Source organism: Myxococcales bacterium, assembly GCA_016716835.1.
In the GTDB taxonomy this organism is placed as follows: domain Bacteria; phylum Myxococcota_A; class Polyangia; order Haliangiales; family Haliangiaceae; genus JADJUW01.
The window spans coordinates 337,265-362,222 of the sequence record JADJUW010000002.1; the positions used below are offsets into that span (position 1 = coordinate 337,265).

Annotated in this window: 24 protein-coding genes; 15 read left to right on the top strand and 9 right to left on the bottom strand. The window is 64.0% G+C overall.

Translation table 11 applies throughout. The annotated features are described in order from the left end of the window. The first annotated feature begins 176 nt into the window (after window positions 1-176). The 3 genes from IPL79_16325 to IPL79_16335 all read left to right on the top strand — a co-directional run bounded on the left by IPL79_16325 (window position 177) and on the right by IPL79_16335 (window position 2,954). Window positions 177-2,252 (top strand): cation:proton antiporter, encoded by a 2,076-nt coding sequence (locus tag IPL79_16325; protein MBK9072544.1) that lies wholly within the window; start codon window positions 177-179, stop codon window positions 2,250-2,252. Between the two features lie 73 nt (window positions 2,253-2,325). After that, complete coding sequence (locus IPL79_16330) at window positions 2,326-2,526, top strand: dodecin domain-containing protein (GenBank protein MBK9072545.1); 201 nt, start codon at window positions 2,326-2,328, stop codon at window positions 2,524-2,526. Between the two features lie 83 nt (window positions 2,527-2,609). Next, window positions 2,610-2,954 carry a hypothetical protein gene (locus IPL79_16335; GenBank protein MBK9072546.1) on the top strand — a complete coding sequence of 115 codons (345 nt, stop codon included), beginning with the start codon at window positions 2,610-2,612 and terminating at the stop codon, window positions 2,952-2,954. Between the two features lie 26 nt (window positions 2,955-2,980). Here the strand turns inward: IPL79_16335 and IPL79_16340 are convergent, their stop codons facing one another. Together IPL79_16340 and deoC are read right to left on the bottom strand one after the other, a co-directional pair. After that, window positions 2,981-5,398, bottom strand: a complete 2,418-nt coding sequence (locus IPL79_16340) for an aldehyde dehydrogenase family protein (GenBank protein ID MBK9072547.1) — start codon at window positions 5,396-5,398, stop codon at window positions 2,981-2,983. Between the two features lie 14 nt (window positions 5,399-5,412). Continuing rightward, window positions 5,413-6,390, bottom strand: a complete 978-nt coding sequence (gene deoC / locus IPL79_16345) for a deoxyribose-phosphate aldolase (protein ID MBK9072548.1) — start codon at window positions 6,388-6,390, stop codon at window positions 5,413-5,415. A 192-nt stretch (window positions 6,391-6,582) separates the two neighbouring features. Between deoC and IPL79_16350 the strand changes: the two genes are divergently transcribed. The 5 genes from IPL79_16350 to IPL79_16370 all read left to right on the top strand — a co-directional run bounded on the left by IPL79_16350 (window position 6,583) and on the right by IPL79_16370 (window position 10,467). Beyond that, complete coding sequence (locus IPL79_16350) at window positions 6,583-7,050, top strand: hypothetical protein (protein ID MBK9072549.1); 468 nt, start codon at window positions 6,583-6,585, stop codon at window positions 7,048-7,050. Window positions 7,051-7,103: 53 nt separating this feature from the next. Further along, entirely contained in the window at window positions 7,104-7,565 is a 462-nt protein-coding gene (locus tag IPL79_16355) for a GNAT family N-acetyltransferase (protein MBK9072550.1), read from the top strand. 13 nt (window positions 7,566-7,578) lie between these two features. Further along, window positions 7,579-8,832 (top strand): chloride channel protein, encoded by a 1,254-nt coding sequence (locus tag IPL79_16360; protein MBK9072551.1) that lies wholly within the window; start codon window positions 7,579-7,581, stop codon window positions 8,830-8,832. Between the two features lie 3 nt (window positions 8,833-8,835). After that, window positions 8,836-9,564 carry an SDR family oxidoreductase gene (locus tag IPL79_16365; GenBank protein MBK9072552.1) on the top strand — a complete coding sequence of 243 codons (729 nt, stop codon included), beginning with the start codon at window positions 8,836-8,838 and terminating at the stop codon, window positions 9,562-9,564. A 234-nt stretch (window positions 9,565-9,798) separates the two neighbouring features. Next, the gene (locus IPL79_16370) at window positions 9,799-10,467 is read left to right on the top strand and encodes a hypothetical protein (protein MBK9072553.1); all 669 of its coding nucleotides are present in this window, start codon (window positions 9,799-9,801) and stop codon (window positions 10,465-10,467) included. 54 nt (window positions 10,468-10,521) lie between these two features. Here the strand turns inward: IPL79_16370 and IPL79_16375 are convergent, their stop codons facing one another. The 5 genes from IPL79_16375 to IPL79_16395 all read right to left on the bottom strand — a co-directional run bounded on the left by IPL79_16375 (window position 10,522) and on the right by IPL79_16395 (window position 15,251). Further along, entirely contained in the window at window positions 10,522-11,262 is a 741-nt protein-coding gene (locus tag IPL79_16375; GenBank protein ID MBK9072554.1) for an ABC transporter ATP-binding protein, read from the bottom strand. 6 nt (window positions 11,263-11,268) lie between these two features. Beyond that, the gene (locus IPL79_16380) at window positions 11,269-12,480 is read right to left on the bottom strand and encodes an ABC transporter permease (protein ID MBK9072555.1); all 1,212 of its coding nucleotides are present in this window, start codon (window positions 12,478-12,480) and stop codon (window positions 11,269-11,271) included. Continuing rightward, complete coding sequence (locus tag IPL79_16385) at window positions 12,477-13,661, bottom strand: efflux RND transporter periplasmic adaptor subunit (protein ID MBK9072556.1); 1,185 nt, start codon at window positions 13,659-13,661, stop codon at window positions 12,477-12,479. The genes IPL79_16380 and IPL79_16385 overlap by 4 nt, the downstream gene beginning before the upstream one ends. Before the next feature lie 48 nt (window positions 13,662-13,709). After that, on the bottom strand, window positions 13,710-14,675 hold the full coding sequence (locus IPL79_16390; GenBank protein ID MBK9072557.1) for a cysteine synthase family protein: 966 nt from the start codon (window positions 14,673-14,675) through the stop codon (window positions 13,710-13,712). 147 nt (window positions 14,676-14,822) lie between these two features. Continuing rightward, window positions 14,823-15,251, bottom strand: coding sequence for a hypothetical protein (locus IPL79_16395; protein MBK9072558.1), 429 nt, complete (start codon window positions 15,249-15,251; stop codon window positions 14,823-14,825). A gap of 244 nt (window positions 15,252-15,495) precedes the next feature. On the opposite strand from IPL79_16395, the gene IPL79_16400 reads away from it, so the two are divergent. Then, a complete protein-coding gene (locus tag IPL79_16400; protein MBK9072559.1) occupies window positions 15,496-16,017 on the top strand; it encodes a hypothetical protein in 522 nt (173 codons plus the stop codon). Then, entirely contained in the window at window positions 16,007-16,159 is a 153-nt protein-coding gene (locus IPL79_16405) for a hypothetical protein (protein ID MBK9072560.1), read from the top strand. Before IPL79_16400 ends, IPL79_16405 begins: the two co-directional genes overlap by 11 nt. Before the next feature lie 243 nt (window positions 16,160-16,402). On the opposite strand, the gene IPL79_16410 is transcribed toward IPL79_16405, so the two are convergent. Beyond that, on the bottom strand, window positions 16,403-16,735 hold the full coding sequence (locus IPL79_16410; GenBank protein ID MBK9072561.1) for a pyridoxal-phosphate dependent enzyme: 333 nt from the start codon (window positions 16,733-16,735) through the stop codon (window positions 16,403-16,405). Between the two features lie 89 nt (window positions 16,736-16,824). On the opposite strand from IPL79_16410, the gene IPL79_16415 reads away from it, so the two are divergent. From IPL79_16415 to IPL79_16435, 5 genes are all read left to right on the top strand, one after another. Then, window positions 16,825-17,247: a BlaI/MecI/CopY family transcriptional regulator gene (locus IPL79_16415; GenBank protein ID MBK9072562.1), complete on the top strand. Its 423-nt coding sequence runs from the start codon at window positions 16,825-16,827 to the stop codon at window positions 17,245-17,247. Beyond that, window positions 17,244-18,218, top strand: a complete 975-nt coding sequence (locus IPL79_16420) for a M48 family metalloprotease (protein ID MBK9072563.1) — start codon at window positions 17,244-17,246, stop codon at window positions 18,216-18,218. Before IPL79_16415 ends, IPL79_16420 begins: the two co-directional genes overlap by 4 nt. An 80-nt stretch (window positions 18,219-18,298) precedes the next feature. Next, the gene (locus IPL79_16425; GenBank protein ID MBK9072564.1) at window positions 18,299-19,522 is read left to right on the top strand and encodes a TolC family protein; all 1,224 of its coding nucleotides are present in this window, start codon (window positions 18,299-18,301) and stop codon (window positions 19,520-19,522) included. A gap of 2 nt (window positions 19,523-19,524) precedes the next feature. Beyond that, window positions 19,525-21,150: an efflux RND transporter periplasmic adaptor subunit gene (locus IPL79_16430; GenBank protein MBK9072565.1), complete on the top strand. Its 1,626-nt coding sequence runs from the start codon at window positions 19,525-19,527 to the stop codon at window positions 21,148-21,150. Next, window positions 21,150-24,242, top strand: coding sequence for an efflux RND transporter permease subunit (locus tag IPL79_16435; GenBank protein MBK9072566.1), 3,093 nt, complete (start codon window positions 21,150-21,152; stop codon window positions 24,240-24,242). The genes IPL79_16430 and IPL79_16435 overlap by 1 nt, the downstream gene beginning before the upstream one ends. Before the next feature lie 2 nt (window positions 24,243-24,244). Here the strand turns inward: IPL79_16435 and IPL79_16440 are convergent, their stop codons facing one another. Next, on the bottom strand, window positions 24,245-24,955 hold the full coding sequence (locus IPL79_16440) for a hypothetical protein (protein MBK9072567.1): 711 nt from the start codon (window positions 24,953-24,955) through the stop codon (window positions 24,245-24,247). Window positions 24,956-24,958 lie beyond the last annotated feature (3 nt).

Here is a 24,958-nt window from a genome sequence, read left to right on the forward strand (position 1 = left end):
CACTCCTCGCGCCTTGGCCTCGGACGTCATCCCGGTGCAGCCTGGCTCATAACATCTGGGACACGGCACTAGGCCCAATTGGGCGCCATTTTGGGCGGCGGCACAAGCCGCGCGGACGCGACAAGTTACCGCGCCTGACTCGTCCGCCCGCGGCGCGCGTGTTAGCGTGGGGCGCCATGGACGCGCATGCCTTCCTCGTGGCGCTGACTATCGTGCTCGGCGTTGCCGCCGTGACCACGGTGGTCTTTCAGCGGCTGGGGCAGCCGGTCGTGCTCGGTTATATTTTGGCGGGGCTCATCATTGGGCCAAACGTGCCGATTCCGCTGGTGGCGGACCCACAGATCATTCGCACGCTCTCGGAACTCGGCATGATCTTGCTGATGTTTTCGGTGGGCCTCGAATTAAACCTCGGCAAGCTGCTGCGCCTGGGGCCCACGGCCGGCCTCATCGCGCTGCTCGAAACCAGCCTGATGGTGTGGCTGGGCTTTATCGTCGGCCAACTGTTCGGGTGGTCGACCGTAGAAAGCCTGTTTGCCGGCGCCATCATCGCGATTTCCAGCACAACGATCGTGGCCAAGGCCTTTGATGAGCAGAAGATCGCCGGGCCGCTGCGCGAGCTGGTGGTCGGCGTCATCATCGTCGAAGACCTTATCGCCATCGTGCTGATGACCACGCTCACCGCGATTGCGGTGGGCTCGGGGCTGTCGGCGTCGCAGATGGCGCTCACCACGGGCAAGCTGGTGCTGTTTTTGGTTGGGCTGGTCGCGGTGGGCATGATGCTCGTGCCGCGCACCGTGCGGGCGATTAATCGCCTCGGTCGCCCCGAAACCACCTTGGTCGCGAGCATTGGCTTTTGCTTTGGCGTCGCGCTGCTGGCGCACAAGTTTGGTTATTCGGTCGCCTTGGGCGCGTTCATCGCCGGTTCGCTGATTGCGGAGTCAGGTGAGGCGCACCAGATCGAGGTGCTGGTGCAGCCCGTGCGCGACATGTTCGCCGCCATCTTTTTTGTCTCCGTTGGCGTCATGATCGACCCAGCGCTCATCGCGCAGCATTGGCTCGTGGTGGCCGTGCTGACGCTGGTGGTGATTGGCGGCAAGATCGTCGGCGTGACCATGGGCGCGTTTATTACTGGCAACAGCGTGCGCACCTCGGTGCAGGCCGGCATGAGCCTGGCGCAGATCGGCGAATTTTCGTTTATCATCGCCGGGCTGGGCCTGACGCTCGGCGCCACCGGCAGCTTCATGTATCCCGTGGCGGTGGCGGTGTCCGCCATCACCACGCTTACGACGCCGTGGCTGATCAAGGCCTCGGGGCCGTTCGCAAATTTTGTCGATCGCAAGCTGCCGCGCGCGCTGCAAACCTTTGTGTCGCTGTATGGCAGCTGGGTCGAGCAACTGCGCAGCCGACCCAAAGAGCCTACCCGTGGCTCAGAGATTCGCCGCCTAGTGCTCCTGCTTGCAATTGACCTCGCGTTGCTCGCAGCCATCGCGATCGGCACCATCGAGGGTGAAGATGCGATCGCACGCTTGGTTGGCAATCAATTCGGGCTCTCAGCGTCGGCGACGAAGATTGCCGTCGTCAGCATATCGCTAGCCCTGGCATTGCCGCTCGGCGCCGGATTGGCGCGCGTGGCGTCGCGGCTTGGCATTTTGTTGTCGGAGACGGTCTTGCCGGTTGCTGCGGCGGGGCAGGCCGACTTGGCAGCGGCACCACGCCGCGCGCTGCTGATGACCTTGCAACTGGCCATCGTGCTCCTTACCGGCCTGCCGCTCCTGGCGGTGACGCAGCCATTCTTGGGTGGCTTTTATGGCCCGCTGTTGTTTGCCCTTTTGCTGATTGGCCTCGGCATCGCCTTTTGGCGCGGCGCGGCCAATCTTCACGGGCACGTGCGCGCGGGCTCGGAAATGATCGTCGAGGCGATCATGATGCAGGCACGTCGCGGTGGCGTCGTGGCGCGGGCAGCAACGGACGCCGGCGCTAGCGACGATGACTTGGACGAGGTGCACCGCCTGTTGCCGGGCATTGGCGAGCCAGTATCGTTTCAACTCGGTGAGGACAGCCCGGCGATTGGGCAGACCCTGGCTGCGCTTAACCTGCGCGGCATTACCGGCGCCACCGTGTTGGCGATTACGCGCGGCGAGCAAGGCCTGATCGCGTCGACGGCCAAAGAAGTGTTGCGACCTGGCGACGTGCTGGCGCTTGCAGGCAGCCACGACGCCATCGACGCGGCCAAGGCCATGCTGTCGCCGTAAAACGCCGTGATCCGCTTGCGTCGCCTGACAAACCCACTAAGGTTGCCGCCGTACCGCATACAAAGGAAATCATATGAGCGTAGCAAAAATCGTCGAAATCACTTCATCCTCCAAGGTCAGCTTTGAAGACGCGATCGCCAAGGGCATCGCCCGCGCCAACAAGACCATCAAAAATATCAAGGGCGCCTGGGTACAAGACCAAAAGGTCGACATTGAGAAGGGCAAGGTCACGGCCTATCGCGTGTCGCTAAAGCTCACGTTTGTGCTCGACTGATGCGCCAGGGTGGCACGCGACTTTTGTTGCGGTGCCACAACATAAGAAATAGATAAGAACGCTAGCGCGGTAGCGTTGGGGACATGTCCAATCGCATAAATGGTCCCACGCTCATGCGTAGCCTTGCCTCACTTGCGCTGGTCGCTTTGGCGGCGTGTGGCGGCAATCAACCCACCGGCGCGACGTGTCCCACCGATAGCACGCTGACGTATGACAACTTCGGCAAGCAGTTCATGACTGACTACTGTACTGAATGCCACAGCAACTACGGCACGGTCACCGGCATCCGCAAAGACCTGGTGGGCATCGACGAGACCAGCGCCGCTGGGCCCGATGCAACGAACACCAGCATGCCGCCCAGCGCTCCCTATCCTACGGCGGCCGAGCGCATGCTGCTTGGTGAGTGGATCGCCTGCGACGCACCGTAAGGCCAGCTACGCGCCTTCGCGCGGGTTCACGCGCCGTACGGAATCCAGATGTTCTTGATCTGACTGGCGTGGCGCAAGAATTCTTCTCCTTCGCCGTGCGCGGCGTCGAGCCAGTTGCGGTGCTTGCCAAGCGAGACCCAGGTGCGCTTGAGGTTGTCGGTGGCGAGTAGCTCGACCTCTTTGCTGCCAGCGGCGCTGCCGAAGTACCACAGGCCGTCGACGTCGTCGTGCTTGGCGAGCTCGCGGGTGAGTTCGTCTTTGTGGCCGGTGACAATATTGACGGTGCCTGGCGGGACATCGGACGTGTCGAGCAATTGATAGAAGTCGGTCGCGGCGAGCGGCGAGGTGCTCGATGGCACCACCACGACGCAATTTCCCATGGCGAGCGCTGGCATGACGGTAGAGACAAAGGCGAGCAGCGGCGATTCATCGGGGCAGACGATGCCCATCACGCCAAGCCGCTCCGGCATGGCGAGCGTGACGTTGCGCGACGTAGTGTGGTGCACATGGCCGTCGTATTTATCGGCCCAAGCGGCGTAGGTGTAAATGCGGCCAATCGCGGCATCGACTTCGCGCCGCGCGGCGAGCGGGCCGACGTTTAGCATTTGGGTCAGGCGGTCGGCAAACTCGGTAGCGCGCGCCGCCAGGTTTTCGGCGAGGTAATAGAGCACCTGCGCGCGCGCGTGGCCGGTCATGCCGCCCCAAGCGGTGCCGGAATGCGCGGCCTCAACCGCATTGCGGATGTCTTTGCGATTGCCTTGCGGCGCCTCGCCGATGACATTGCCGTGGCCGTCTTTAACCAGCAGGCTGTGGCCGCCATCGGGGCGGGCTTGCTTGCCGCCGATGTAGAGTTTTGGCGTGCGGTCGATGCCGGGCAACGCGCCGTTGGTCGCGGCGGCCGCGCCGGGCGACGTTGGCGTGGCCAAGGTCGCGGGCAAGCGCTCAAGCGGCGGCGGCGCGTCGGCGAACGTAGCGTCGATCTTGGGCTTGACGTATTCGTAAAGGCCTTCCTTGCCGCCTTCGCGGCCAAAGCCCGATTCGCGATAGCCGCCAAAGCCAGCGGCGGCGTCAAACACGTTGGTGCAGTTGACCCACGCGGTGCCGGCCTTGATCTGCGGCGCGATATCGAGCGCGAGGTTGATGTTCTCGGTCCAGATGCTGCAGGCGAGACCAAAGCGCGTGTTGTTGGCGAGCTTGACGGCTTCCTGATGGGTGCGAAAGCTCATCGCGACGAGCACCGGGCCAAAGATTTCTTCCTGCGCAATGATCGAGGAGGGCGCGACGTCGGTGAACATGGTCGGAGGATAGAAGTACCCGTCCGTTGGGCAGCTCCACGACGGCTGGTGCATCGTATTGCCCTCGGCGACGCCTTGCTTGACCAAGTCGTCGATGGTTTTGAGTTGCACCGCGGCGACAATGGCGCCGACGTCGATTGATTTATCGAGCGCGTTGCCAACTCGCAGCGTCTCCATGCGGGCGCGAATCTTGGCGTAGAGCTTCTCGGCGACGCTTTCTTGCACCAGCAGGCGCGAGCCAGCGCAACAAACCTGGCCCTGGTTAAACCAGATCGCGTCGACCACGCCTTCGACCACGCTGTCGAGGTCGGCGTCTTCAAACACGATGAACGGCGACTTGCCGCCGAGCTCAAGCGAAATCTTTTTGCCGGTGCCGGCAGTGGCGCGGCGGATGATTTTTCCGACCTCGGTCGATCCGGTAAACGCGATCTTGGCGACTTTGGGGTGGTCGACGAGCGCGGCGCCAGTGCCGCCATGACCGGTGACCACATTGACCACGCCAGCCGGAAGCCCAACTTGTTGGCAGATATCGGCGAAGAGCAGCGCGGTGAGCGAGGTGAACTCGGCGGGCTTGAGCACCACGGTGTTGCCCATCGCAAGCGCCGGCGCGATCTTCCACGACAGCATGAGCAGCGGAAAGTTCCACGGAATAATCTGGCCAATGACGCCGAGCTCTTTGTAGTCAGGCAGCTCTTTGTCGCGCAGCTGCGCCCAGCCGGCGTGGTGATAAAAGTGGCGCGCAACGAGCGGAATGTCGATGTCGCGGGTTTCGCGGATGGGCTTGCCGTTGTCGAGCGATTCGAGCACGGCGAACAAACGCGCGTGTTTTTGGATTTGTCGCGCCAGCGCATAGAGATAGCGCGCGCGACCGTGGCCGCCGAGCGCGGTCCACGCGGCGAGCGCGCCGTCGGCCGCCTTCACCGCGGCATCGACATCGCCCGCATCGGCTTCGGCGATTTGCGCCAACACGCCCTTGGTTGAAGGGTTGATGCTGTCGAAGTAACCGCCAGCCTTTGGCGCCTGCCACGCGCCGTTAATGAACAAGCCAAACTTGTTTTGCTTGTCGGCGAGAAACGCGAGCGCTTCTTTGGGGCTTTCGGGGGCGGGGCCGTAGCTCATGGTTTGGAAGATTTCCTTGATGGTCGTCATGGTGGTTTTGGTCCCTACGCCATCGGGTGGCGGAATGCGGCGGAGTAGCGGCCGGTGACGTGGTGTTCGAGTTGGCGCTCTATGTCGCCGAGCAAGCTGCTGGCGCCGAAGCGAAAGAGGTCTGGCGCAAGCCACGGCGCGCCAAGCTCTTCTTTCATTAAAATAAGCCACGCGATGGCATCTTTAGCCTTGGCAATGCCACCTGCGGGCTTAAAGCCAACCCTCAGGCCGGTGAGCTCGAGGTAGCGGCGAATCTCGCGCGTCATCACCAGGCTCACTGGCAGCGTGGCGTTGACGGGCTCCTTGCCGGTGCTGGTCTTGATAAAATCCGAGCCGGCCATCATCGCGACCATGCTCGCCTGCGCAACTTTGGTCAGCGTTGGGATCTCGCCGGTCGCCAAGATGGTCTTCATATGCGCGTCGCCGCAGGCCTTGCGGCAGGCGGCGATTTCGTCGTAGAGGCCTTTCCAATCGCTTTGCAGCACGAGCGCCCGGCTGACGACGATGTCGATTTCCTTGGCGCCGGCAGCGACCGACATCTGAATTTCGTGCAGTTTTTCTGGCAGTGGAATTTGCCCGGCGGGAAAGCCCGTCGACACGGCGGCGATGGGGATGTTGGTGCCCGCGAGCGCCTCGGCGGCAAAGGGAATTAGGTTGTGATAGACGCACACCGCGCCGGTGGTAATGCCGGCGTCGGCCATGCCGAGCGCGGCGAGTAGATCCTGGCGCACTGGATTGCGCGCCTTGGCGCACAGCCGCATCACGTTGCCGCGGGTGTCATCACCGGCGAGCGTCGTGAGATCGATGCAGGTAATCGCCCGCAAAAGCCACGCCGCCTGCCAGTCTTTTTTGACCGAGCGCCGCGTGGTGAAGGTGCCGGCGCGTCGCTCCACGGCGCTGCGATTAATCGAGATGCCTTCGACGAGGGCGGCATCAAACGGCATGCCGTCGTTGCGCGCGCCATGCGCGGGCGTAGCTGGAGTTGGCTTCATGGGCCCCACGTAACTACACGCTAAGGCGCGGGGCTGTCGAACAAATTATAGGGGCGGGCGTGGCTACTGGAGTCGCCAATCGCGCCAGCCGGCTAGGGGCAGCAAACCTCGGGGGGCGTGGAATTGGTGCCGCCGCCAGCCCCGCCACGGCCTAGCCTGCGTGGCATGTGACTTGCATAATTGGCCACTATCATGAAAGCCTCGCCTGTCGCAGCGCTCCTCGCTCTTGGTTGCATGCTCGCCTCGGCATCTGCGCACGCTGGCGTGCAGCGCGGCGGGCCGAGCAAGCCAATCGTTACGCGCTCGCACCTAATATACACGCAGGGACATCGGCCTATCTTGATTCCAATCAAGCCCGTCGCCGCGAAACTCGGCACAACTAAGAAGCGCACCGCCAAGGTGACATATGGAGAACGTGCCGAGCGTGCGAAGGTGTCCTCAATATTTGCCGGTGCAGCAGGGTGGGCGGTTGGCATCTCGTATGCGCTTGGGCTCAGCCTCCACGCAATCTTCGGCGACGGAAAACTTGAACCGGCGTACAACATCACCATGGTTACCGCGTTTGTGGTCTCGATCGCCGTTAAGCTGTTTATGGGCAAGAAAGCCAACGAGTTCGATCGCAAGGCCAACGCAGCCGGCGGAACTTCGCCATCGCCCTAACTTTGTCGTATCGTCCTATTCGCAAATGCCGGCGGCAAGCCTAAGGTGCCCGGGTGATTCGCCTCGCGCCCATGACCGCGCCTGAATTTGAGGCCTACGTCGACGCGAGTGCACGCGCCTTTGCAATAGAATCGCCGCGCTTGCGGCATTTGGCTGAGAAAGAGGCGTTGGCGGCATCATACGAGGAGCTGCGCGAACTCTTGCCGACGGGGATCGCAACCACGGGTCAGCTGCTCTGGAGCATTTTTGACAAGGATGCGCTGGTTGGCTACTTGCACCTTGGGGTCGATAAAAGTGACCCTGCCTCAATGTTTGTGTGGGATCTCGAAATCGCGGCCGCACATCGCCGCCGAGGCTATGCCCGTGCGGCGCTGACGCTGGCAATGGCGCACGTCAAAGGGCTTGGTATTCGCCGGCTTGGCCTCAATGTGTTTGCCGAGAACTCCGCGGCCATGGCGCTTTATACGTCGATGGGGTTTGGCGTCACGCAGTCGCAAATGGCGCTTGAGCTATAAGTTTGCCAACGCCATGGGCTCTGCGCGCTCTCGCATTACGTTTCACTTCCATGGCGTTGTGCTCGGCGCTGCGGTTGGCATTTTGTGCGGCATCTCGGCGGCCCTATTTTTGTGGTTGCTTGACCTCGCGACGAGCTGGCGCGAGGGCCATGAGGTCATCGTATGGGCTCTGCCAATTGCCGGCCTCGCGATAGGCTACGGCTATGAGCGCTTTGGCCAGCCTATCAAGGGCGGCAGCAACCTCGTGATCGCCACGGCGCAGGGCGGTGGCGAAGGCGCACCCTTGCCGCAGCGGCTAGCGCCGATGGTGCTGCTAGGCACCGTCCTGACGCATCTGTTCGGCGGCAGCGCCGGTCGCGAAGGTACCGCCGTGCAGATGGGCGCGGGACTCAGCGATTGGTTGGCGCGGCGCGTTCGCGTCGATGCGGCGATGCGCCGGCAGCTACTGCTTGCCGGCATGGCGGGCGGCTTTGGCGCGGTGTTTGGCACGCCGCTCGCGGGCACCGTGTTTGGCCTCGAGGTGCTGGCGCGCCGCCCAATACGCTACGACGCGCTGCTGCCGTCGCTGGCCGCGGCGTTTGTCGGCGATTTCGTTACGCGCGGAGTTGGCATCGCGCATACGCCGTTTCGCGCGGTGTCCTTTGTCGCGCCGACGCCGATGCTAGTGGTTAAATGGGTGCTATTTGCGATCGTCATCGCAGCGGTTGCGCTAGTTTTCATCGAGCTAACGCACTTCATTAGACGGCGCGGCGAGCGGCATGTGCCGCGCCTGCCGTGGCGCATGGCGCTGGGCGGCCTAGCAATTGTCGGCTTGTGGCAGCTCGTCGGCAGCAGCGACTACTTGGGCCTCTCGGTGCCACTCATGCTGCGCGCCTTTAGCGATGGCGAGCTGCCGGCGTATGTGTTTGCGCTAAAGCTGTTGTTTACGGCCATTACCCTCGGCGCGGGTTTTCTCGGTGGCGAGGTTACGCCCTTGTTCGTCATCGGCGCCACGCTCGGCTGCGTCATGGCGAGCGCGCTCGGCATGCCAATCGAGCTCGGCGCCGGCGTCGGTATGGCGGCGCTCTTTGCCGCGGCCGCCAACACGCCGCTAGCGCTATCGGTCATGGCGATGGAGTTACTCGGCGTCGCGATCGCGCCACATGCGCTCATCGTGTGCGTCTTGGCGTGGGTCTTGGTCGGCCCGCGAAGCATCTACGCGGCGCAACTCACCTTGAATTCTACGCAAAGCATGCGAGACTCGCGGCTCGACCCACTAAGGAGATAGACTATGACAACCACCAAAAAAATCGCACTCGTGACCGGCGCCAACAAAGGCCTAGGCAAAGAGATTTCAAGACAGCTTGGGCAGCAAGGATACTACGTGCTGCTTGCCGCGCGCGATGAGTCGCTTGGGAAGCAAGCCGCAGACGAACTGCGAGCGACTGGCATGGAGGTAGCGCCGATCAAGCTTGACGTCACCAACCCCGATCATATTGCGTCGGCGGTTCACTTTGTCACAACGACCTTTGGTCGCCTCGATTTGCTGGTCAACAATGCCGGCATTGCCCTTGAGTGGGATGGTAGCGGCACAAGTGTTGAGAAGATTCGCAAAACCTTAGAGGTGAATGTCATTGCCCCGTATGCGCTCACGGAAGCGTTTATGCCGCTGCTTGAGAAGTCAGCGGATGCGCGCGTCATTCACCAGTCGTCTATGCTCGGTTCGATCGGTGAAGTTGAAAAATCATGGCCGCACGTCAAGAACTTCGTTTCGCCAGGCTATTCGATGTCTAAGGCCGCGCTGAATATGTTGTCATTAATTCAAGGCAACAACTTCGGGGCCAAGGGCGTGCTGGTCGCCGCCGCTCATCCAGGGTGGGTCAAGACAGACCTTGGCTCAGACGCCGCACCCATGGAGGTTGGGGATGGCGCCAAAACCGTGGTGAATCTCGCCACGATGCCGCGCGAGACGTTTCCGAACGCCACGCTTTCGCACATGGGCGCGCGCCTTCCTTGGTAAGTTGACTAAGCGGCTGGCTGTCTCCATCAGGGGTGCAAGCAGCCGGATCGCGCGGTCTCTCCTAAGGGGCGGACAATCACCAGCTGGGGACTGCTGACACCATTTTCATATTTTGGTGACTACACGCGTCACCTGCTCGAATTTATTTTCAAATAGCATCCATGCAATTTTAAGAAAATCATCTAGTTGCGGCATTCGGCTCTTGGCATGTGCTGTGCACTATAAAACTGCATTGTGAGACTATCAAAAATATATTCTGCAATTCTATTGTGCTCGCTGGCTTCCACGCCCGCTTGGGCCAGTCGTCAAAAACAAACGACGCCGACAAGATCAGCAAAGAGTTCGGCACAAAAAACTAGGACGCAAAAACTAATCTTAAAATCCCCTCTGCGGCTCACAGCAACAAAAGCTGCCTATGATGAATTGTTCGCTGAGCTTTACACGGGGCATGCTGCTGCCATGTACGTAATTCCGCACAAAGGGGTTATCGAAACTGAATTGAAAGCGCCCGGAGCCTACGGATCAGGACAATCCCAAGAAGTAAAAGTAACAGGGCTTGGTGCATCCGGGATTTACAACGCTGAATTCTTGGGCTCGGTGAGTACCCACAATGACGGTGCTCAATTTGTAGGGAATAGAAGAGCAATGCAGGCATTTATCGACAAGTTTGCAGCGAGCGGAGGCGTGACAATCGCTCATACCGCGCCAAATGGTACGGTTCGCGAAATTGTAACGAATCACCCCGCAGCTGGTGTCACGCAAATATCTATCGCCGTGCCGTTGAAACCAGGTAAAAATGTAATTGAATACCGGCGCACCGATCGCGCCAGCGGTCGAAGCGTCGGGGCTCAATCCGGTTATGGCGAGTGGCGAAGCAAAATAATCTATTGGGATGGAAAATAGGAACACCTTGGCCTTGGCCTTTGACGCCATCCCGGCGCAGCGTGGCTCACAACACTAGCGGGCGTGGTACGGGCGCAGGCGGCCGTCTTCCATTTCATAGAGCACGTCGAACACCTCCAGCGCGCGGTGGTCGTGGGTGACGACCAAGACGGCGGCGCCGCGGTCGTGCGCGACCTTGCGAAATAGCTCCATGACGCTGCGGCTGCGCACGCTGTCGAGGGCGGCGGTGGGCTCGTCGGCGAGAATCAGCGACGGCTCGTTGGCGAGCGCCCGGGCAATGGCGACGCGTTGCTGTTCGCCGCCGCTCAACATTTCCGGGTAGGCGTGTTCGCGCCCGGCAACGTCGAGATACGCGAGCAAGTCGCGCGCCCGCTTGCGGCCATCGCGCTTGCCGCCAAACTCGCAGGCAATTTCCACGTTCTCGCGCGCGGTGAGAAACGAGGTGAGGTTGGCCTTTTGAAACACGAAGCCGAGGTGACGGCGGCGCAGCGCGGCTAAATCGGCGAGCGGCACGCCGTCTTTCACCACGAGGCGGCCCTCGAAGTACACCTCGCCGGTATCGGCGGGCGAGACAAAGCCGAGCGCCTTGATCAGCGTTGACTTGCCGGAGCCGCTGGGGCCAAGCAGGGCGGCGACGGTACCGCGCGCAAGCGTCAGGCTGACGTGATCGAGCGCCTTGACCGCCGCAGCGCCCGAGCCGTAGGTCTTAGTTAGGTTGTCCGCGCGCACCGCATCGGTGGTGGTGGTCGATACGGATGTAGATGCGAACGTGGACACGGGCGGGGTTGTTGGCATTGTCATTTAGGCCTCCAGCGCGCGCGAGGGATCAATGCGCATGACATGGGCGAGCCCGAGCAGGCTGGCGAGCGTGACTAAGATCATCGTCGCAACCGGCGCGACCATGGTGATGGTCTCGGTGATGAGCACGCGGCGCGGAAACAGGGGATAGGCCAGCGCGCCGAGCGCAAACGCCACGGTATAGCCAATTGCCCCGAGCAGCCACGCTTGCTGCAAGACCAGGCCGAGCAGGCGAGGCTTGGGCGCGCCCATAAGCTTGAGCACCGCGAGGTCGTGGGTTTTTTCGAGCGTGAGGTTGTACATCACCATCATCACGATTACGGCGGCGGTAAGGGTGAGGATTACCGTGAACAGGCCGATCTGCATGCGGGCGCGTTGCACCACGCCGCCCAGCAGCAGCGCCTCTTCTTCGGCTTGTGAATACACGCTGACGTCGCCCCAGCTGCGCACGATGCCGCGCACGTCGGCGAGGCGATGCGGATCGACCTCGAGCAACACGGCGGCAACGGGTGGCGAGGCCAGCGCCGGCGGACGCCAGCGCGGATCGGTTGCGAGCTCTTCGAGTGAGGGCTGGCCGCGGCCGAGATCTGTTTGGCGCAGACGCGAGGCGACGCGTTCGCGTTCGAGCACCGCGGCCTCAGGCGGTTGGTCATACGCGACGAGCTGCGCGTCGCCGGCGGTCAAGAAGGCAACCGAATCACCGCCGGAGGTGAGCGCGTTTTTCGTCAGCCCGACCACGCGGTAGGTCTCGCCGGCAAGTTCGAGCGCCGCGCCGATCGCCAGCCCGAGCGAGGCATCGACGATGATTTCGCCATGGGGTTGCGCCAGGCGACGGCCGCGCACCAGCGGCAGCGAGCGCCCCGGATCATCGGGCCAGCCCAGGCCAACCAGCGCAATGCGCATCACGGCGCCGCGATGCTCGCGCTGAATGAGTTGATACGTGTAGGGCCGCGCGCTGCGCACGCCCGGCAACGCGGCGGCCCGCGCCTCGACGCTCGGATCGAGCCGCGAGCCTTCGGCAAACGGCCCGCGCGTGTCCTTTTGCACCAGCCACACGTCGGCGCGCATGGCGCGGGTGAGGATGGTGGCGTCGTCGACCATGCCGGCGTAAATGCCCTGCATCGCGATGACGACGGTGAGCAAGAGGCCAAGGCCCGCCGCAGTGCCGACAAAGCGCGCGAGATGACGGCGCACGTCGCGCAGCGCGAGATTCATCGGCTCACCCAGCGCCGTCCAAGCGGCAGCGAGGTGGCGGTGCCCGGCGCGGCCAAGAGCTCATCGCCCTCGGCGAGGCCCTCTAGCACCTCGACGTGCGCGCTGCCCGTGAGTCCGAATTTCGGACTAATGCGTGTAATCTTGCCGCCGCGGCTGGCATAGACAAAGGCGCCGGCCTCATCGTGGTGGATGAGGTCGATCGGAATCCGCAGCGCGTTGTCGTGGCGCGCTAGCTCGACGCGCACGTCGGCGCGCTGACCGATGGCGATGCGGCGCTCAAGGCTTACCGGCGTGACTTCGACGAAGAGTTCGTGGGTTTGGCGGTCGGCCTCCCACGCGATCTTGGAGACCTTGCCGGCGATGGGCTGGTCGGTGCCGGGAAAGGTAATCGTCGCGGGCTGATCCACCGCGAGCTGTGACAACATCGTCTCGTCCATGGCGGCGTTGACGAAGACGCGGCTGGTGTCGACGAGGCGTAGCACGGTCGAGCCAATCGCGACGGTGTCGCCCGGCTCGCGCAGGCGCCGGGTAATCACGCCATCAAATGGTGCCAGCAACGTGGCGCGCACCACCGCGACGCGGCGTTGCTCGGCGCCGCCAGCCGCGACGTCAATGCCGCGCGTCGCCTCGGCGCGTTGTGCCAGCACGCGTGCGAGCTCGGCGTGGGCCAAGGCCAGCTTGTCGCGCATGTCGTCGCGCTGTTGGCCAGGCACGGCGCCGGCGTCAAATAGCGCCTGGGTGCGACGCGCCTCGCGCTCGGCGGTTGCGAGCAGCGTACGTGCGCGCTCTTCGTCGGCGGCCAGGCGCTGCAAGGCCGCCCTTGCCGCGCCAACGCCGGTTTGCGCTGATTTTAGTTCGGCTTGCGACTGACTCGTCTCAAGCCGCGCGAGCTCTTGGCCGATGGTGACGCGGCCGCCTTCATCGACGAGCACCTCGCTTACGCGGCCGATCAAGTCAAAGCCGACCGCCGCCTCGCGCTGGCTTTCGATGGTGCCGCGGCCAAACGCCTCGAGCACGACGGTGCCGCGCTCCACCCGCGCCATCTTGACGTGCACCGGCGACCAGACTTTAAACCAAGCGATTAGCAGGCCGATCGCGAGCACGCCCAAGACCCAGCGCAGGCGGTAGACAAGGGCGAGCACGCGCCGTGGGAGGCTTGAGTTGGCATGAGTTTGGATCATTGTGGAGAACTTGCTTTCGCTTCGGGATTGGAACGTGATTGCTCGTAATTAGCCGCCCGCCGCCCACGCCTGCATCCAGGGCTTGGCGCGATAGCGGTCCCACGCATCGGGCAGCACTGTGACCACCGGCCCGGCGAGGCCGCCGCGCGCCGCGACGCGCAGGGCGGCGACGACGTTGGTGCCGGCCGAGCCGCCGACGAAGAGGCCTTCCTCTCGCAGCAGCCGCCTGACCATGGCAAAACTCTCGTCGTCGCTGACGCGCTCGACGGCATCGATGACGTCGCGATGCAGGTTGGTCGGCACCTCGTTGCCGCCGATGCCTTCGACGGCATAGGTGCCATCGGGGCCCAGGTGCCCGGTCTCGATCCAATCGGCGAGCGATGACCCGACCGGATCGGCGACGACGACGCGCACGTGCGGCAACGCGGTCTTGAGCCGGCGCCCGACGCCCGAAATGGTGCCGCCGGTGCCGACGCCCGCGACGAACGCACCGATGACGCCGCCGGTTTGGGCGAGAATCTCGGCACCCGTGGTGCGCACATGCGCCTCGACGTTGGCGGGATTGTTAAATTGATCGGCGAGAAACCACCCGTGCTCCTGCGCCATGCGCGCCGCGACGTTGCGGAAGTTCCCCGGATCGGTGCGCGGCAAATTCGGCGTCACGATCACTTGGGCGCCGAGTGCGCTCAGGGCGTTGCGCTTGTCGACGGACATTTTCTCCGGCATGAGGCACACCAACTTCATGCCACGCGCGCCGGCGACCATCGCCAGGCCAAGCCCGGTGTTGCCGGCCGTCGCCTCGATAATTGTCATGCCGGGCGCCAAGACGCCGCGCGCCTCGGCATCTTCGACGATCGCGATGGCAATGCGATCTTTGATCGATCCGCCGGGATTTAGGTGCTCGCACTTTACCAGCACTGGCACCGCTAGCTCCTTGCCGATGTGTTGCAGCCGCACCAGCGGCGTGCCGCCAATGTGGCGCAAGATGCCTTGGCGCTCGGTCGTGGACAGCATGGCCATGACATCACCATTGGCTACGGCGCGCGCAATGTCAAACCGCGGAGGGGGATAGGAAATTTTAGGCGGAAATTGCGGAGGGTGGCATGGGCCGAGCGGGGCTGGCTAGGTGCCAGATGGCGGGGTGCGGGTGATTTAGAGGCTTCAGATCACTGAGATTGGGGCATCATCAGGCAGCGAGGTAACGCGCCCGAGACCGCATGTCGCTGCGCCCAGCAGCAGCCCGGGCAACGGCCCCGCCAAGGCAACCGTTGATCGTTCGTATGGGTTGGCGTCTTGCTTGCGCCCACGGGCAACCGCGCCAAAGAAGGGCAAAAAGAGAATTTGCAGATCTCGGTACTTGTAGTGCCGCATAGCCATCGCATGTCCAAGCTCGTGCAACAGCAGCACGGCGACGAGCACGACGAGAAGCTTCGCCGTAACTGCCAGCGACAATTGGCCAACGAACAACAACAACGTTAGCGCGAATAGCAACAGCCCTTGCGCATAGTTCGAGCGCTCGGGTTCGGCAGGAGCCTCCAGCTCACGGCGTATCGCGTCGGTAACAATCTCGCCACTCGTGGGACTGCGCATAAAGGGTGACAAAGACTACGGGGAAAAATAGGAATTTTCAGGCCGAATTGGTGGCGGGACGCCTGAGTCGGCAGCGGCCACTCTTTGCGATCTGAGGCGTTAGCCGGGCCCCCAAGATACGAAGCAGAAAAATTAGGTCGAAAGGGCGGAAGGTGGCGAGGTCCGCGGGGCGCTGGTGGGGGTGCGGGCGTACGCGGCTGGGAAGTGGTTGGAGTCGAGTCGCGAGGTGAGCTATAGTTGAGTTGTGTCAGGTGAGTTGCCACGAATTTTTAGAGCGCTGGCTGAAGGCGGTGTGCAGTATTTGGTCGTCGGCGGCGTCGCGGTGGTGATCCACGGATACCCACGCATGACGGCCGACTTAGACTTGGTGCTATCGCTTGCCTCTGAGAACGTGGTTCGCGCGGTCAATGCGCTCTCTAGACTCGGGTTCCAACCTCGCCCGCCTGTTCCATTTATGGATTTTGCTGATGCGGCGAAGCGCCGAGAATGGATCGAAGAGAAAGGCCTGACGGTATTTTCGCTGTGGAGTCCGCAGTTTCCTTTAACGGAAATCGATTGTTTCGTTGCCGAACCTTTTCCATTCGCCGAAGCCTATGGGAGGGCTTTGAGCGTGCCGATTGAGGGGATCGAGGTTTCGGTCCTCGGCCTTGTTGACCTAATTTCGCTCAAACGGGTTGCAGGACGCCCCAAAGACCTAGATGACATCGAAAAATTACAGGCAATTCATGCCGACGGTCTTGCGGGAGGTGTTGATCATGAAAAATGATCGCGGTTGGAGTGACCATGAAAAAGCGCAGCTGCAACGGTGGAAGGAGCTGTCGGCAGAACAGCGCCTGCGCTGGCTGGAAGAGGCCAAGGGGTTTGCGCACGAAGCCATGCAACAAGCCAAAAAGCGGCGGTCTCAGTAGGGGGATAGGAAATTTCAGGGGATAGGAAATTTTAAGCGGAAATTGCGGAGGGTGGGACGGGCCGAGCGGGGCTGGCTAGGTGCCAGATGGCGGGGTGCGGGTGATTTATAGCCTTCAGATCACTGAGATTGTCGGCTAGAAACCACCCGTGTTCCTGCGCCATCCTCGCTGCCACGTTGCGGAAGTTGCCCGGATCTGTGCGCGGCAAATTTGGCGTCACGATCACCTGGGCACCGAGCGCGCTCAACGCGTTGCGCTTGTCGACGGACATTTTCTCGGGCATGAGGCCGCCAACTTCATGCCGCGGGCGCCCGCGACCATCGCCAGGCAAAAGCCGGTGTTGCCGGCCGTCGCTTCAACAATGGTCATGCCCGGCGCCAGCACGCCGCGCGCTTCGGCGTCTTCGACGATCGCGATGGCAATGCGATCTTTGATCGACCCGCCGGGATTTAGGTGCTCGCACTTTACCAGCACTGGCACCGCTAGCTCCTTGCCGATGTGTTGCAGCCGCACCAGCGGCGTGCCGCCAATGTGGCGCAAGATGCCGAGGCGCTCGGTCGCGGGCGTCGTTGCCATGGCGTCACCATTGGCCACGGTGAGCCTAATGTCAAACCGCGTGGGTAAATCCGATTGACGCCCGGAGTTTTGCCCGCTAGCTTGCCACCATGCCAACCCGCCAGGCACCTTTGCCGCCTCTTGGCGAACTCGAGCTGGCGCTGCTCGAGCTGCTGTGGAACGCCGGCGCGTGCGACGTAACCCAGGCGCACGCGGCCATCGGCAAACGCCGCGGTATCACGCCCAACACCATTGGCTCGGCGCTCGAGCGCCTCTACAAAAAGCGCTTGATCGCGCGACATAAAGTATCGCATGCGTATCGCTATGAGCCGGCCGTTGGGCGAGACGAGTTCGCGGCGAGGAAGTTGGTGACGGCGGCCGGCGGCATCAAGGCGCTCGCTGGTAGCGGGATGCTCGCGGCGTTCGTTGATTTAGTTGGCGACGTCGACGAGGCGGCGCTCGATCGGCTCGAGGCGCTGATCGCGGAAAAGCGCGACGAGCGTGGCCAGCGCGGCCAGCGGGGTGGTAAGTGACCCTCAGCCTGGTGATGCTATGCATCGCGGCGGGCGGGGCGATCGCATTTGTTACCTCAGCCATCGTCGGCGTGGCGCTGTTGGCTGCGCGGCGCGCGATGTCCAGACTGACCCCGGCGGCAAATGCACGGGTCTTGTTTGGCGCTGCGGTGTTGCCGCTGCTCGTAAGCGTGGCTGCCATGATCGCTGCGCTTGCGCCGTCGTTTGGTCTCGTCGCTGATCATTGCGAACCTGTTGGCACCACGCACGCACATCCCCACATCTGCACCGCGCATCACGTCAGCGAGGCGCCGGCGCTTGCCGTCGCGCTGCTCGCTGGCACGCTCGCTTTGCGCCTCGGCCTGCGGCTGGCGCGGCTTGTGCGTGGCGCGTACGTCGCACGCGTGGCGCGACGCAACCTGCTCGCCTCGGCGCGCTACGAAGCCACCCTCGGCGCGCATGTCTTGCCCTTAGCCGCACCGCAGGCGTTCGTAATCGGCGTGGGGCATCCACTAATATTTGTCACCGAGGGCCTGTTGGCCGATCCGCATCGAAAACACTCGATGGCCGCCCTGGCGCACGAACGGGCGCACATTCGCCGCCGCGATCTACTACGCCGCGCCTTGGCGGGCATGGCGTTGGCATTTCATCTCCCAGGCCTCGCGTCATGGCTTGAGCAGCAAGTTTCGCGCGCGCACGAGCTTGCGGCCGATGCCGAAGCCGCCGCCGATGTTGGTAGCCGGGTTGATGTGGCCGCCGCGCTGGTTGCGATGACGCGCGCGCAGCTCGTGCCGCTTGGTGTCGCGATGTCTTTTGGGGTAGGCGATGTGGAGGCGCGCGTGCACGCGTTGCTCGACGCTCAGCCGCGATTCGATCGACCGCGGCCCGCGGCGTTGTTGGTTGGCCTGCTCGGGCTTGTGCTGCTGCTTGGCCTGACCGCAGATGCCGTGCATCACGGCGTCGAGATGGTGCTCGGCCTGCTCGTCGACTAATAAACGTGGAACCAGTGAAAACATTTATGATGGCAACAATAGACCGCAAAACACCGATTGGTGGTCGGATTTTAATCGGCGTGCGAAGCCTCATGTTTGTCGCGAGTTGCTTGCTTGGCCTCGCCGCGCAGGCCGATGACAAGCGGCCGCTGACCGAGGCCGACGTGCTGGCGTTAGCCGTGGCGCGCGACCCGGAAATCTTGGCGCTGCACGCCGAAACCTCGTTGGCGCTGGCCGAGGAGCGGCGGGGAGGGATGCATGCGAATCCCACGGTTAGCTGGGAACGTGAGCATTTGCCAAGCGTCGGCGCGATGAGCGCGACAACGGAAACGTCGTTGCAGCTCGCGGTGCCGATCGAGCTGTTTGGTAGGCGCCCGGCGGCGCAGGCGTTGGCGCGCGTGGCCACCGCAGGTGCGCGGGCGCATGCGGCGCAGGGGCAAGGCGACGTCGCTGAGCGCGCGCTGTTGGCGTTTTATGCCGCGCTCGCGGCAACCCGTGAGGCTGAGATCTTGGCCGACGCGGCGACGCGCCTGCAAGAAGCGGCGCGCATTGTCGGCCGTCGCCACGATGAGGGCACGACCTCGGGGTACGAGCGCACGCGGCTTGAGGTGGAGACAGAAATGTCGCGCAGCGAGCTGGCGCAGGCGACGGCTGCGGCGCGGATCGCACACGCGCGGTTGGCTGGCTTGATTGGCGCGGACGTCGCGACCATGACCTTGCGCGGCGAGTTGAGCGTGTCGTCACCAGCGACCGCGGCGGCTGCTATGGCCGCAGCGCCCCAAGCGCGCACCTCGCTGCGGCTGCTTGCGCAGGCCGAGGCGCAGGCGCATCGCGCGACGTCGGCGGCGCGATGGGCGTGGCTGCCGACGCTCACGGTGGCGGGAGGGCTGCGTCGCGAAATCACCGAGACGACGCGCGACGGCTATGTCGCGGGCGTATCGCTTTCCTTGCCGGTGTTTGATCGCGGGCAAGACTCGGTCACCGCCGCGCGCGCCGCGCAGCAACAGGCAACGGCGGCGTTGCGCCTCGGCGAGCGCGACACGCAGTTGCGGCTCACCGTGGCGCGCGAGGCGCTTGCGGCGGCGGTCGCCGAGTTAGCGCGCTTTCGCGAGGCGACGAGCGCGCGCGTTGAATTGCTCGAGCGAGCGGCGCTGGCTGGGTATCGCGAAGGCGATCGCTCCGTCGTCGAATTAGTCGATGCGCAACGAGCGCGCACCGCGGTGGCGCGGCGCGTATTGGCGCTGGAGCTCGAGGCAAAACAAGCAGAATTGGTGCTGCGTGCGGCGCAGGGGGAATTCGAATGAATATGCAACTAACAACGTCTGCGCTATCCATCGCGGTCGTCGCGGCGCTCGCCGCAGGCTGCAAGGGCCACGGGTCAGGCCACGATCACGCCGACGATCATCCCAAGGGCCACGACCATCACGAGGAAGGGCACGGCCACGGCGATGGTCCCGTCGTGCGCATCACGCGCTGGAGCGAGCGGCTCGAACTATTTGCCGAACATCCCACCGCCATCGCTGGCGTCGAACTCAAGCTGCTGACCCATCTTACCGTGCTCGAAGATTTTCGCGCGCTTGAGCAAGCCGAGGTGGTGCTGGAGCTAACGCGTGTAAACGCAGGCGGCGACGCTAATGCCAACGCTTCGCCGCTGACGGCGAGCGCCAAGGCGCCGTTACGGCCCGGCATCTATGAGCTGGTGTTTACGCCGCCGCAAGCCGGCACCTATCGCGGTCGCCTGGTGGTGAGCGGCAGCGTCGTCGATGTCATCGACGGGCTCGAGGTGGTGGTCGCGGCCGACGCCAAGGGGGTAACGGCGGCGCCAGCGGCACCCGAAGAGGACGCCTCCATCGAACTACTCAAGGAACAGCAATGGGGCCTGCCGTTTGCGACGGCATTTGCGCGCAAGGGCGCGCTGGTGCCGGCGATCGAGGTCGCGGGCACGGTCGGCACGCCTCCGGGAGGCAGCGCCGATATTGGGGCACCGATCACTGGCCGCGTGATCGCGCCGCCACAAGGGCTGCCGCGCCCTGGCATCGAGGTGCGCAAGGGCCAATTGCTCGCGACGCTGGCGCCCGCGCCGTCGTCGCCAGAAGAGGCGGCGCGCGCGAGCCTAGCCGTTTCCGAGGCCGATGCGCGCTTGGCGCGGGCACGAGCCGCGGCCGAACGCGCCGAGCGCCTCATTAAAGATCAAGCCATCTCGCAGCGCGACGTCGAAGACGCGCGGCGCGAGGTTGGCGTTGCCGAGGAAGCGGCGCGCGCGGCGCGTGGCGCGCAGCAGCTCTTCGTCGGCGCGACCGGCGGGGCAGGTGCGGGCTCGTGGCGCTTGGTTTCGCCGATTAGCGGCACGCTAGTCGAAGTCGCCGCTACGCCAGGCGCGACCGTAGCGCCAGGCACCTTGCTATTTCGCGTCGTCGACACCCGCGAGCTATGGATCTCGGCGCGGGTGCCCGAGCAAGACGCGGCGCGGCTGCGCGCCGATCGGGACGCCGCGTATCAGATCGCGGGACTCGATGGCTTTTTGCCGATTGCCATCACCGACAAGGCTGCGGGCGCCTCGCTGGTGGCGATTGGCCGCACGGTCGATCAGGTCTCGCGCACCGTCGACGTCATCTATGCCTTGACGCGACCTGCCAGCCAATTGCGCGTGGGCGGCCTGGTGCGCGTTAGCGTGCCCGCGGGCGACGAATTTGTCGGTGTCGTGGTGCCGACGACGGCGATCGTCGAAGACGAGGGTCGCGAGGTGGTTTACGTGCAGGTCGACGGCGAACATTTTGAGGCGCGTGTGGTCAAGACCAGCGCGCGCATGGGCGACCGCATCGGCATCTCGCAAGGCCTCGTTGATGGCGAGCGCGTCGTCACCCGCGGCGCCAACGTGGTGCGCCTCGCGGCGCGCGCGCCCACCACGGAAGCCCATGGACATATTCACTAATGATCGAGTCGCTGCTTAAACAATCCCTTCGCCATCGCTGGTTGGTGCTCGGCATCGCCTCGGCGTTGCTCGTGTTTGGCATCTATCGCGCCGCGCACATGCCGGTCGATGTCTTTCCTGATCTGACCGCGCCGCGCGTCACCGTGGTGACCGAGGCCTCGGGCCTCGCCGCCGAAGAAATCGAACGCCTGGTGACGTTTCCCATCGAGACCGCGGTCAATGGCTCGGCCGGCGTGCGCCGCGTGCGCTCGGCGTCGGCGCCGGGCATCTCGCTGGTGTGGGTGGAATTTGATTGGAGCAGCGGGGCCACGCTGGCGCGGCAACGCGTCACCGAGCGCCTGCAAACGCTCGCCGGCATGTTGCCGCCCGAGGCCAGCGCCCCGCTGCTGGCACCGGCGTCATCGGTCATGGGTGAGATCGCCTTTATCGCATTGCGCAGCGACGCGCTGTCGCCAATGGATTTGCGGCGGGTGGCAGATGTCGAGGTGCGGCGCCGCTTGCTCGCCGTGGAGGGCGTGTCGCAGGTGGTCGCGATCGGCGGCGACGAAAAACAATATCAGATCGTCATCGATCCGCACCGCAGCGAGCGTTATCGCCTGACCTCGCACGACGTGGTAGAAGCGGTCGAGCGCGGCAGCGCCAACGCGCCAGGCGGCTACGTGGTGGATCGCGGCCAGGAGTCGGTGGTGCGCGTCCTGGGGCGCGCGGAAGGCACCGCCGACCTCGAGGCCATCGTCGTCGCCATGCGCGATGGCACGCCGGTGCGCGTGCGCGACGTCGCCGACGTCCAAATTGCGCCCGCGGTGGCGCGCGGCGCCGCCAGCTATAACGCCAAGCCGGCGGTGATCCTTAGCATCGTCAAGCAGCCCGACGCCGACACCGTGTCGACGACGGCGCGCGTCGATGCCGCGCTGGCGCAGCTCGCGACCGACCTCGCGCCGCGCGGCGTGCAGCTGCAACGCGATTTGTTTCGCCAACAAGATTTTATCGACACCGCGATCGACAACCTCATAACCCACCTCCGCGATGGCGGGGTGCTGGTGGTCGTGGTGCTGCTCCTCTTCTTGTGGAGCTTGCGACCCACGATCATCAGCATCGTCGCGATCCCGATCTCGTTGGTTACGGCGACCCTGGTGCTAGATCTGCTCGGGATGCGCATCGACACCATGACGCTCGGCGGCCTGGCGATCGCAATCGGCGAGCTGGTCGACGACGCCATCGTCGACGTCGAAAACGTCATGCGTCGCCTGCGCGAGCGCGCGGCGCAGGCGGTGGAGGCTCGCGCCAGCGTGGTCGATACCGTGCTCGCGGCGTCGGTCGAGATTCGCTCGTCGATCGTTAGCGCGACCTACGTCATCATGTTGGTGTTCGTGCCGTTGCTGTTCCTCGATGGGCTCGAGGGTCGCCTCATTCGCCCGCTCGCGGTCTCGTATCTCGTGGCGATATTTGCCTCGCTTATTGTCGCGGTAACCGTGACGCCGGTGCTGTGCTCGTTTTTGCTGCCGCAGGCGATGGCGCGGCGCGGCGCCCAGGAGCCGCCGTTTATGCAATGGCTGTCGGGTCGCTATGAGCCGTGGTTGCAGCGCAGCCTGCGCCATCCGCGCCGTATTGCCGCCGGCGCCGGCGCACTGGTCGTCGTCGGGGCGCTCGGCTTGCTCGGCGTCGGCCGCGCCTTCTTGCCCGAGTTTAACGAGGGTAGCCTGACCATAAATATGGTGCTAGCCCCCGGCACCTCACTTGCCGAAAGCGACGCGCTCGCCACCATGGCCGAGCGCGAGCTGATGCGCGATCCGGCGGTGCTCGCGGTGGGCCGCCGCACGGGCCGCGCCGAAAAAGACGAGCACGTGCTCGGTGTCGAGACCAGCGAAATCGAGGTGAGGCTAAAGGCCGATGATCCGCGTAGCAAGGCGCAGGTCTTCGCCGATGTGCGGCAGCGCCTAAAAGCGGTGCCCGGCGCGCAATTTGAGATCGGTCAGCCCATCTCGCATCGCATCGAGCACATGATTTCGGGTCAGCGCTCGGCGCTGTCGATCAAGGTGTTTGGGGAAAACTTAGGCGAGCTGCGCCGCGTCGCCGACGAGGTCAAAACCCTGGCGAGCGCCGTGCCTGGCTTGGTCGACGTCAATGTCGAACAGGTGGTCGAGATTCCGCAGGTCGTCGTGCGCGTCGACGCGCAGAGCGCGGCCAATTACGGCTTTTCTGCCGGTGAAGCCGCAAGCGCCATCGGCACCGCGTTGTGGGGCGCGACGCCGGGCCATATCTATGAAGATGGCACCACCACCGAGGTCGTGGTCAAGCATGCGGCCGCGTCGCTCAAAGATATTGAAGCCGTGCGGCGCGCCGGCATCCCAACGCCATCGGGCGCCGTGGTGCCGCTGGCCGCGCTGGCCACGGTGCGCCAGGCGACGGGCCCGAACTATGTGCTGCGCGAAAATGTCGAGCGCCGCGTCGTGGTCACCGCCAACATCCAAGGCCGCGACATGGGCAGCGCCTACGACGACGTGCGTGCGTCCTTGAGCAAGCAGCTGACGTTGCCCGCCGGCGTGCGCCTCGCCTACGCCGGGCAATTTGAACGGCAAGAGGCGACCAGCCGCCGCCTGTTGCTATTTGGTCTGCTAGCGATCGTTGGGATCGCCCTCATCGTCGGTACCACGCTGCGCAGCGTGCGCCGCACCTTGATCGTGCTGGTCAACCTGCCGCTGGCGCTCGCCGGAGGCGTCATCGGCGTCTATCTCGGCGGCGGCATCTTGTCGGTCGCCAGCACCATTGGCTTTATCACGCTATTTGGCATCGCGATGCGCAATGGCATCTTGCTCGCAACCCGTCTGCGCGATCTTGAGCTCGAAGGCCTGGCGCTGGCGGCCGCGATGGAGCGCGCGGCCCGCGAACGCTTGGCGCCGATTCTCATGACCGCGCTCACCGCCGCGCTCGGGCTGTTGCCGCTCGCGCTGGCGCTCGGCGAACCGGGGAGCGAAATCCAGGCGCCGATGGCCTTGGTCATCTTAACCGGCCTAGCCACCTCGACGGTGCTTAACATGATCGTTGTGCCGGCACTCATGGTGCGCTGGGGCGGCGTCACGGCGCCAAACTAGCGCTACGCCACCTTGCGCGACAAACGCAGCACATTGGGTAGCTTCCAGTCAATGAGTAGCTCTTGGTAGCCGTCCGGCAACTCGCCACCAAAGCCGTTGTATTCGATGACGTAGGTGCCGGCGGGGGCGTGCGCGAAGAACTTGCGCGCATGCGCGACATCCCGCTCAAAGCGAGCATTGCTCAGCTCGACCGCGTCGTCGATGTGGGCGTCTGGACCAAACAAGTTCTCGCCAAACGGATTGTACAAATAGTAGGCTTCGGCGGCAGGCAACTCACCGGCACCCAGCGTGCCGACGACAAAGCGGCAGCGATCGCCAAGGTTAAATTGTCCTGCCAGCGTGTTCGCAGCAGCTACGAAATGGCGACGCTGCTCGACGCCGATAAAGTGCGCCTTGCTGGCTAACGCCGCCGCCACGCAAAATTTTCCGGCGCCGGCGCCGATATCGACGACCGACGTAATTTCGTAGGCGTCGAGCCACTGGGCAACGCGCAAGGCCACCGCGAGCGGGGTCCAGTGTTGGCCCGAAACCACTCTCAGCTCGGCAGGTAAGAATTGATCAAAGGCACGCTCGGCCGGACGCAGGCCGCTGCGCAGCGCGCTGGCAACTTGACGCGGCGTTGGCGAAGACGACGGCTCGTGGCCTGGCGACGTTGGCGCGTCATAGGACCATTCATGGTCTGGTTGTTCTGAGTCATCGTCGCTCTCGATCAATTA